The 1,068-nt window shown below is 65.2% G+C and carries 1 protein-coding gene and 1 pseudogene; both read right to left on the bottom strand.

The window, feature by feature from the left end; genetic code table 11:
* Positions 1-245, bottom strand: a pseudogene (locus ENZ74_RS32715) (indole-3-glycerol-phosphate synthase TrpC); the annotation flags it as partial.
* Between the two features lie 3 nt (positions 246-248).
* Positions 249-1,068 (bottom strand): anthranilate phosphoribosyltransferase (gene trpD, locus ENZ74_RS32710; RefSeq protein ID WP_127313332.1); only part of this gene is annotated, 820 nt, incomplete at its 5' end.

Genomic DNA, 1,068 nt, shown 5'->3' with positions numbered 1-1,068 from the left:
GCCTGCGCCAGCGCCGGCGGATCGAAATCGGCGCGGATCAGCCCCTTGGACGGGCTTGCCTTCTTGATCTCGGCGATCAGCGCAAAGGCGCCGGATTTGCGCTTTGCTTCGAGTGCGGCAAGAAAGCCGCGCGGTGCGTCGGCGTCCTTGGCTCGCGCCTTGATTTCGGCCAGCGGCACACGTGCCTTTGCCGCCGCGATCTCGTCGCGCTTGTAGGCCTCGATCTTGCGAAGAATGTCAGACACGTTTTACCCGTTCGAAATCTCGACCAGCCTGTCGAGCACTTGCAGGGCCCGGCCGCTGTTGATGGCTTGCGCGGCGAGCGCGATGCCGTCAGCAAGCGTCGTCGCCTTGCCCGCCACCACCAGGCCGGCGCCGGCATTCATCAGCACGGTGTCGCGATAGGCGCCGGCAGCGCCGCCCAGCATATCGCGCAAGGCTTTGGCATTGTAGTCCGCATCGCCGCCACGCAGTTCGTCCCTGCTGTGGCGCGGCAACCCGACCGCTTCAGGCGTCAGGGTGAAGCTGCGGATCTCGCCGCCGATCAGTTCGGCGACCTGCGTCTCGCCGGTGGTGGTGATCTCGTCATAGCCGTCGCCATGAGCAACCCAGGCATGCTCCGCACCCAGTGCCTTCAGCGTCTCGGCAACCGGCAGGATCCATTCCGGCAGGAACACACCGACCAGCTGCCGCTTGACGCCAGCTGGATTGGAGAGCGGCCCGAGCAGGTTGAAGATGGTGCGGGTGCCGAGTTCGACGCGGGTCGGACCGACATGTTTCATCGCTGGATGGTGCGCGGGCGCGAACATGAAACCAATGCCAGCCTCGTGGATGCAGCGGCCGATGAATTCGGGCGAGATGTCGATCTTGACGCCGAGCGCAACCAGCACGTCGGCGGCTCCTGTCAGCGAGGACAGGCCACGATTGCCGTGCTTGGCAACCGGCACACCACTGCCGGCGATGACAAAGGCCGATCCCGTGGAAATATTGACGCTGTGGGAATTGTCCCCGCCGGTGCCGACGATATCGATGGCGCCGTCCGGCGCGTCGACTTGCAGCATCTTGGCC

The organism is Mesorhizobium sp. M7A.F.Ca.CA.002.15.2.1 (assembly GCF_003998715.1).
Taxonomy (GTDB): Bacteria; Pseudomonadota; Alphaproteobacteria; order Rhizobiales; family Rhizobiaceae; genus Mesorhizobium; species Mesorhizobium ciceri.
The sequence above is the reverse complement of the archived record's forward strand: the minus strand, read 5'-3'. Positions and strand labels throughout refer to the sequence as shown.